15 protein-coding genes are annotated in these 6523 nt (G+C 49.2%); all 15 read left to right on the top strand.

Going from position 1 to position 6523, the window contains the following annotated elements; genetic code table 11:
- Positions 1 to 138: elongation factor Tu (tuf, locus tag VNN20_17935; GenBank protein ID HWP94068.1), on the top strand; the 138-nt coding region annotated here is incomplete at its 5' end.
- Between the two features lie 20 nt (positions 139 to 158).
- Positions 159 to 479, top strand: coding sequence for a 30S ribosomal protein S10 (gene rpsJ, locus VNN20_17930; GenBank protein ID HWP94067.1), 321 nt, complete (start codon positions 159 to 161; stop codon positions 477 to 479).
- Between the two features lie 5 nt (positions 480 to 484).
- On the top strand, positions 485 to 1141 hold the full coding sequence (gene rplC, locus VNN20_17925; GenBank protein HWP94066.1) for a 50S ribosomal protein L3: 657 nt from the start codon (positions 485 to 487) through the stop codon (positions 1139 to 1141).
- Complete coding sequence (gene rplD, locus VNN20_17920) at positions 1128 to 1751, top strand: 50S ribosomal protein L4 (GenBank protein ID HWP94065.1); 624 nt, start codon at positions 1128 to 1130, stop codon at positions 1749 to 1751. Before rplC ends, rplD begins: the two co-directional genes overlap by 14 nt.
- Positions 1748 to 2035 carry a 50S ribosomal protein L23 gene (rplW, locus tag VNN20_17915; GenBank protein ID HWP94064.1) on the top strand — a complete coding sequence of 96 codons (288 nt, stop codon included), beginning with the start codon at positions 1748 to 1750 and terminating at the stop codon, positions 2033 to 2035. Before rplD ends, rplW begins: the two co-directional genes overlap by 4 nt.
- Positions 2036 to 2037: 2 nt before the next feature.
- A complete protein-coding gene (rplB, locus tag VNN20_17910) occupies positions 2038 to 2886 on the top strand; it encodes a 50S ribosomal protein L2 (protein ID HWP94063.1) in 849 nt (282 codons plus the stop codon).
- Positions 2887 to 2970: 84 nt separating this feature from the next.
- A complete protein-coding gene (gene rpsS / locus VNN20_17905) occupies positions 2971 to 3264 on the top strand; it encodes a 30S ribosomal protein S19 (GenBank protein HWP94062.1) in 294 nt (97 codons plus the stop codon).
- A gap of 12 nt (positions 3265 to 3276) precedes the next feature.
- Positions 3277 to 3615 carry a 50S ribosomal protein L22 gene (rplV, locus tag VNN20_17900; GenBank protein HWP94061.1) on the top strand — a complete coding sequence of 113 codons (339 nt, stop codon included), beginning with the start codon at positions 3277 to 3279 and terminating at the stop codon, positions 3613 to 3615.
- Between the two features lies 1 nt (position 3616).
- The gene (gene rpsC / locus VNN20_17895) at positions 3617 to 4270 is read left to right on the top strand and encodes a 30S ribosomal protein S3 (protein ID HWP94060.1); all 654 of its coding nucleotides are present in this window, start codon (positions 3617 to 3619) and stop codon (positions 4268 to 4270) included.
- 23 nt (positions 4271 to 4293) lie between these two features.
- Positions 4294 to 4719: a 50S ribosomal protein L16 gene (gene rplP, locus VNN20_17890; protein HWP94059.1), complete on the top strand. Its 426-nt coding sequence runs from the start codon at positions 4294 to 4296 to the stop codon at positions 4717 to 4719.
- Positions 4716 to 4919 (top strand): 50S ribosomal protein L29, encoded by a 204-nt coding sequence (gene rpmC, locus VNN20_17885; protein HWP94058.1) that lies wholly within the window; start codon positions 4716 to 4718, stop codon positions 4917 to 4919. The genes rplP and rpmC overlap by 4 nt, the downstream gene beginning before the upstream one ends.
- A 5-nt stretch (positions 4920 to 4924) precedes the next feature.
- The gene (gene rpsQ / locus VNN20_17880; protein ID HWP94057.1) at positions 4925 to 5233 is read left to right on the top strand and encodes a 30S ribosomal protein S17; all 309 of its coding nucleotides are present in this window, start codon (positions 4925 to 4927) and stop codon (positions 5231 to 5233) included.
- Positions 5230 to 5598, top strand: a complete 369-nt coding sequence (gene rplN, locus VNN20_17875) for a 50S ribosomal protein L14 (protein ID HWP94056.1) — start codon at positions 5230 to 5232, stop codon at positions 5596 to 5598. The genes rpsQ and rplN overlap by 4 nt, the downstream gene beginning before the upstream one ends.
- Positions 5599 to 5608: 10 nt before the next feature.
- A complete protein-coding gene (gene rplX, locus VNN20_17870; protein HWP94055.1) occupies positions 5609 to 5965 on the top strand; it encodes a 50S ribosomal protein L24 in 357 nt (118 codons plus the stop codon).
- On the top strand, positions 5965 to 6519 hold the full coding sequence (gene rplE, locus VNN20_17865; protein HWP94054.1) for a 50S ribosomal protein L5: 555 nt from the start codon (positions 5965 to 5967) through the stop codon (positions 6517 to 6519). The genes rplX and rplE overlap by 1 nt, the downstream gene beginning before the upstream one ends.
- The last annotated feature ends 4 nt before the right edge of the window (positions 6520 to 6523 follow it).

The raw sequence follows: 6523 nt of genomic DNA, 5'->3' as shown, positions 1-6523 counted from the left end.
ATGGTGATGCCTGGGGATAACGTGAACATGGAGGTGGAGTTGATAGCGCCGGTGGCGATGGAGGAGAAGCTGAGGTTTGCGATAAGGGAAGGGGGAAGGACGGTGGGAGCAGGTGTAGTTACTAAAATCATCGAATAGGGTTTCAGGGATAACAAGACATGAATCGTGCTGCCAAGATCAGAATTAAGCTCAAGTCATTTGACCACAAGTTGCTGGATAGGTCTGCATCGGAAATCGTAGAGACGGCTAAAAGAACCGGGGCAAGAGTAGCCGGTCCAGTTCCATTACCGACCGATATAAGTCGTTATTGCGTGCTAAGGTCGCCGCATGTGGATAAAAATTCGAGAGAGCATTTCGAGGTCAGGACACACAAGAGGCTGGTGGATATACTGGAGCCCACACAGCAAACCATAGATGCTCTGATGAAACTCGACCTGGCTTCGGGGGTTGAGGTTGAGATAAAACTTACGGGGTCTTAAAGCTGATGATTGAAGGACTGATAGGTAAAAAAATAGGAATGACCGAATTATTCTTCGATGACGGCACGGCTGTGCCGGCCACAGTGGTCGTAGCCGGACCGTGCTTCGTGATTGACAAGAAGAGACAGGACAAAGACGGATACGAGGCCGTTCAGGTGGGTTTTGAAGAGATAAAACCGAAGAGGCTTAATAAACCCCTTCTCGGACATCTAAAAAGGGCCGGGGTTCCACCCTTGAGGGTCATAAAGGAGTTCGCAGTTCTCGACGGCAAGGCCGACGATTACAAGCCGGGTGATGTGATAAGGGTCGATGTCTTCAAGGAAGGAGACCTCATAGATGTTACCGGAACCAGCAAAGGAAAGGGTTTCGCCGGGGTTATGAAAAGGCACGGCTTTGCCGGACAGCCTGATTCCCATGGCGGCATGTCTCACCGAAAACCGGGGTCGATAGGCCAACACTCCTTTCCGGCTAGGGTATGGAAGGGGCTTAGAATGGCCGGTCATATGGGTGCGGAAAAGGTTACTATGCAGAGACTCAAAGTGGTGAAGATAGACCCGGATAAAAACCTGATAGTCATAAAGGGGTCAGTCCCCGGGCCAAACGGGGGTATCCTGATACTCAAGCACACGACAAAAGGGAGAGTCAAAAGTGCCGCAGTATGATATATACGATTTGAATAGGAACAAGGTAGGCTCTATCGAGCTTGATCCAGAGATATTTGAATCTCCCATCAAGGAGCATTTGTTTTATTACGTAGTTAATTGGCAGTTAGCCAACCATCGTTCCGGAACTGCATCAACCAAGACCAGGGGAGAGGTGAGCGGGGGAGGAAGGAAGCCCTGGAAACAGAAGCATCTGGGGCGGGCGCGCCAAGGAAGTATAAGAGCCCCGCAATGGAGAAAGGGAGCCGTTATCTTTGGGCCGAAGCCCAAGGATTGGTCCTATGCTGTTCCTAAGAAGGTAAGACGCGGGGCGTTGCGAAGCGCACTTTCTCTAAAACATAAGGATGGTCACATCGTCATACTAAAGGATTTTAATCTTGACCGGGTGAAGACGAGACTGGTAGTGGATTTTATCAGGACTTTTGAGCTTGACCGAGCCCTCGTAGTCATTAGCGGAGAAAACGAGAATCTTACTAAATCTGCAAGAAACCTGAAAAGCGTCAAGGTGCTGAAGTCAGAAGGGCTAAACGTCTATGATCTCCTCAGATTCGATACCTTGGTTATGACAGAGGACTCACTTCTCAAGGTTCAGGAGGTACTCAAGGGTTGAAAGAACCATTGCAGACAATTAAGCGCCCCATAATAACAGAAAAGTCTTCGGCCATAAAGGAAAGCGGCTGGTATGTTTTTTCAGTTGGAAGGAAGGCTAATAAGAAAGAAATAAAGGAAGCGGTAGAAAAGGTATTCAAGGTGAAGGTAGAAGCAGTAAGGACACTGATAGTCCCCGGAAAGAAAGTAAAGAGGTTTGGGCGTCCCGTAGGGCGTAGGTCCCCGCTAAAGAAGGCATATGTAAAGCTTAAAGAAGGAAAGATAGAATTTTTTGAGGGTGTTTAAATATGGGTATTAAAAAATATAATCCAAAGACCCCGGGAACGCGGTTTAAAACTTCTCTCGATTTTTCTGAGGTCACAACGGACAGGCCCCACAAAAAGCTCACGGAGTCGCTCAAGAAACGAGCGGGTAGAAACTCTCAGGGCAGGGTCTCATCTCGCCATCGCGGGGGTGGGCACAAGCGGCTTTACCGGATTATCGATTTCAAGAGGGATAAATTCGACGTCCCGGCAAAGGTAGCTACTATAGAGTATGACCCTAACCGTTCGGCAAGAATAGCACTTCTAAATTATAAAGACGGGGAGAAACGCTATATAATAGCGCCAGACGGCTTAAACGTCGGGGATACGGTGGTGTCCTCCGGGGAGAGCGTGGATATTGTTACCGGTAATGCCCTTCCCCTAAAAAATATCCCCCTGGGGACCTTGATACACAACGTGGAGTTAAAGCCGGGCGGCGGCGGCAAAATACTGCGAGCGGCCGGAGCTTCCGCTCAGATATTGGCTAAAGAGGGGGATTATGCCCAGCTAAAGCTAAGCTCCGGAGAGATTCGTCTGGTTCCACTTAACTGCATGGCTACCATCGGCAGAGTGGGGAACCTGGAGCACGAGTTGGTGGTAATAGGTAAGGCCGGAAGAACTAGACACATGGGCCGACGCCCTCATGTAAGGGGGGTGGCGATGAATCCAGTAGACCATCCACACGGCGGGGGAGAGGGGAAGGCCACGAAAGGAAATCCTCATCCGGTTTCACCATGGGGTTGGATTACAATAGGATACAAGACAAGAAAAAACAAGAGGACGGATAAATTCATAGTAAAACGCAGAAGAATAGGTTATGGAATGGACAAATAGATTTCGGAAATCGGAATGCGGATTGCGGAATATCTTAATCCGAAATCCGAGATCTAAAATCCGCAATCAAGAGAAGGAGTAAACATGGCAAGGTCGAATAAAAAAGGCCCTTATGTAGACTCAAAACTGCTCAAGAAAATTCAAGCAGCGAAGACTTCAGGAGACCAGCGTATCATCAAAACCTGGTCCCGGGATTCGATGATTATTCCAGACATGATAGGTCTTACCTTTGCCGTTTATAACGGGAAGAAGTTTATTCCGGTATACATAACCGAATACATGGTGGGTCATAAGTTAGGAGAGTTTTCTCCCACGCGCACCTTTACCGGGCATGGCGGAGGAGATAAGAAGGCAAAACTTGAAAAAACCACAGGTTAAAAGGGTGAAGAGATGGTCTCCCGGGCAGTGCATAAGTACGCTAGAACATCGCCAAAAAAGGCTAGGGTAATATTGGACTTGATAAGAGGAAACGGGGTCGAGGAGGCGTTTTCGGTCCTCGGGTCAGTTAAGAGAAGGCCGGCGCCAATCGTGGCCAAGCTCCTTAAGTCCGCCGTGGCTAATGCCGCCGAGAAAGGGCATACCAGTACCGAGACCTTGTACGTAAAGGAGGCTTACGCTTCCCCAGGCCCGGTGCTCAAGAGGATTAGGCCAAGAGCGATGGGAAGGGCTTATTCCAGGAAGAGAAGGATGAGTCACCTCACGATAGTGCTTGAAGAAAGGGGGTTATAACTTGGGACAAAAGGTTTGCCCTATAGGGCTCAGGATCGGGATCACCAAAAGTTGGGATTCAAAGTGGTATGCCGAGAAGCAAAAATACACCGAGCTTCTTCACGAGGACATAAAGATCAGGTCCATCATCAAGAAGGAGTTTTATCAGGCTGGTATTTCCAAGATTGAGTTGGAAAGGGCCGCATCAGAGAGGGTAAGGGTGGTGATATATGCGGCACGGCCGGGCATGATAATCGGCAGAAAGGGACAGGAGATCGAATCTTTAAGGCGAAGCCTCCACGAAATGACCGGTAAGGATGTTTATCTGGATATCCGTGAAGTAAAACGTCCGGAGGTGGATGCCCAGCTTGTGGCGGAGAATGTAGCCCTTCAACTTTCCAGGAGGGTTGCATATAGACGGGCCATGAAGAGGGCGATGGCTTCTGCTCTCAGGCTTGGGGCAATTGGTATAAAAGTTATGGTGGCTGGTAGGTTGGGCGGAGCGGAGATAGCCAGAAAAGAGTGGTACCGGGAGGGACGAGTCCCTCTTACTACTCTCCGGGCAGACATAGATTACGGATTGGCCGAGGCAAAAACAACCTATGGAGTCATAGGTGTAAAGGTATGGATATTCAAGGGCGAGGTTTTGGAAAGAAAGGCAAGACATACAAGTTGATTTAACAAGGCGGGAAATAAAAAATGCTTCAGCCGGCTAGGACAAAGTATAGAAAGCAACATAAGGGAAGAATAAGGGGAAAGGCGACAAGGGGGGCAACCTTGGCCTTCGGGGAGTTCGGGCTTCAATCGCTAGAATGCGGCAAGCTGACCTCTCAACAGATTGAGGCGGCTCGAGTGGCCATAACCCGTCACGTGAGACGGGGCGCCAAGCTATGGGTGAGGATATTTCCGGATAAGCCTATAACCAAGAAACCCGCGGAGACCAGGATGGGAAAAGGAAAAGGAGATGTTGCCGGGTATGTAGCGCCGATATATCGGGGCACCATGCTCTACGAGATAAGCGGCCTTCCCAAGGATGTATCCAGGGAAGCGCTCCGGCTCGCCTCTCATAAACTTCCGGTGAAGACGCGCGTAGTGGCCCGGGAAGAGGGGGTTCTGACCACATGAAGCCAGGTGAGATAAGAGAGCTTAGCGACGAGGAGTTGATGAAAAAGGAAAGGGATACAAAGGAGGAGCTTTTCAACCTCCGGGTGCAAATTGCCACCAACCAGACCACAAATGTGGCCAGGGTAAGGAAACTGAGGAAGGACCTGGCCAGGGTATTAACCCTCAAAAGAGAGAGAGAACTGGGAATAAGGAGAAAATAAGACCTATGGCCAGAGGAAAGGTTAAGAAGCTAGTGGGTGTAGTTACTAGCGATAAGATGGATAAAACGGTGGTTGTGGATGTGACTAGAATTAAAAAACATTCCAGTTACCTCAAGCCGATAAAGGCAACCTCCCGGTTCAAGGCTCACGATGAAAAGGGGGAGTGCAAAGTGGGGGATAAGGTTCTTATAATCGGTACAAGACCTCTAAGTAAGACGAAGAGATGGAGGGTAAGCAAGGTTCTTGAGCATGCCACTGTTATCGAAGGCGAGGTTATAGAGGAATTATCCGAGCAAGGAGGAAATACGGAGTGATTCAACCTACTACGGTTCTCGAATCTGCAGACAACACCGGGGCGAAAAAGCTTTTCTGCATAAGGGTAATGGGCGGTTCTAACCGGAAATACGCCCGGCTGGGTGATATCGTCGTGGTTTCGGTCAAGGAGGCACTCCCCAATTCTAAGGTGGAGAAAGGGGATGTCCATCGGGCGGTCATAGTTCGCACCAGAAAGGAACAGAGGCGTGCTGACGGCTCCTATGTCCGGTTCGATAATAATGCGGCGGTGCTCATAACCAAGGAAAATGAGCCCATGGGAACGCGTGTATTTGGCCCCATAGCCAGGGAGCTCCGTCTTCAGGGCTTTATGAAAATAATCTCACTGGCACCGGAGGTTGTTTAATTTGGTTTCTATGGTCAGGGATAATAAAAAAAAGGGATTGGGAAGAAGAAAATTTCATATCAGGACCGGTGACACGGTTTATGTAATAGCCGGTAAGGACAAGGGGAAGACCGGAAAGGTGATAAGGGTTTTGAGGGATAAGAACAAGGCCTTGGTGGAGAAGCTGAACATGGTAAAGCGTCATAGCCGTCCTTCTCAAAAAAATCCGACCGGTGGAATAATCGAGAAGGAAGCCCCTATTCATCTATCCAATCTGATGCCGTACGACCCTACGGTAAAGCGCCCGGTCAGGGTGGGGTATAAGGTGCTCCCCACGAAGGAAAAGGTAAGATATAGCAAAAAAAGCGGCGAGGAAATTAAGACCTGATGGCTCCAAGATTAAAAGTGGTTTACAAAGAAAAGGTGGCTCCAAAGTTAAAAGAGCGGTTTGGGTATAAAAACCCCATGCAGATTCCCCGTCTGGAGAAGATCGTGGTGAATATGGGGCTCGGAAGGCTGAGTGATGCGGGAAGGGAGAATAAAGTAATAGACGATGCTGTCAACGAGTTGTCTTCCATAGTAGGACAGAAGCCGGTTGTGACCAGGGCCAGAAAATCTATAGCCGGTTTTAAGTTGAGAGAAGGGGTTCCTATCGGTTGCATGGTCACACTACGCGGAGACCGCATGTACGAGTTCCTGGATAGGCTGGTCAATCTGGCGCTTCCCCGGGTGAGAGATTTTAAGGGTGTTTCGGCGGATGCATTCGACGGCCGTGGAAACTACACACTGGGCATCAGAGAGCACCTGATATTCCCGGAGGCCGATTACGGCAAGATTGAAAAGGTTAAGGGTATGAACGTGACTATAGTAACGAGTGCCAAAAGCGACGAAGAAGCCAGGGAGCTTTTGACGAATCTGGGTATGCCGTTTAGAAAAAATTAGAGAG

It is taken from the genome of Thermodesulfobacteriota bacterium (assembly GCA_035559815.1).
GTDB lineage: Bacteria > Desulfobacterota_D > UBA1144 > Nemesobacterales > CSP1-2 > DATMAT01.
The sequence above is the reverse complement of the archived record's forward strand: the minus strand, read 5'-3'. Positions and strand labels throughout refer to the sequence as shown.

Bases quoted from the DNA above. Each gene is read 5' to 3' on its own strand.
- rpsJ (HWP94067.1), top strand. From the start codon at position 159: ATGAATCGTGCTGCCAAGATCAGAATTAAGCTCAAGTCATTTGACCAC.
- rplC (HWP94066.1), top strand. From the start codon at position 485: ATGATTGAAGGACTGATAGGTAAAAAAATAGGAATGACCGAATTATTC.
- rplB (HWP94063.1), top strand. From the start codon at position 2,038: ATGGGTATTAAAAAATATAATCCAAAGACCCCGGGAACGCGGTTTAAA.
- rpsS (HWP94062.1), top strand. From the start codon at position 2,971: ATGGCAAGGTCGAATAAAAAAGGCCCTTATGTAGACTCAAAACTGCTC.
- rplV (HWP94061.1), top strand. From the start codon at position 3,277: ATGGTCTCCCGGGCAGTGCATAAGTACGCTAGAACATCGCCAAAAAAG.
- rplP (HWP94059.1), top strand. From the start codon at position 4,294: ATGCTTCAGCCGGCTAGGACAAAGTATAGAAAGCAACATAAGGGAAGA.
- rpmC (HWP94058.1), top strand. From the start codon at position 4,716: ATGAAGCCAGGTGAGATAAGAGAGCTTAGCGACGAGGAGTTGATGAAA.
- rpsQ (HWP94057.1), top strand. From the start codon at position 4,925: ATGGCCAGAGGAAAGGTTAAGAAGCTAGTGGGTGTAGTTACTAGCGAT.
- rplX (HWP94055.1), top strand. From the start codon at position 5,609: ATGGTCAGGGATAATAAAAAAAAGGGATTGGGAAGAAGAAAATTTCAT.
- rplE (HWP94054.1), top strand. From the start codon at position 5,965: ATGGCTCCAAGATTAAAAGTGGTTTACAAAGAAAAGGTGGCTCCAAAG.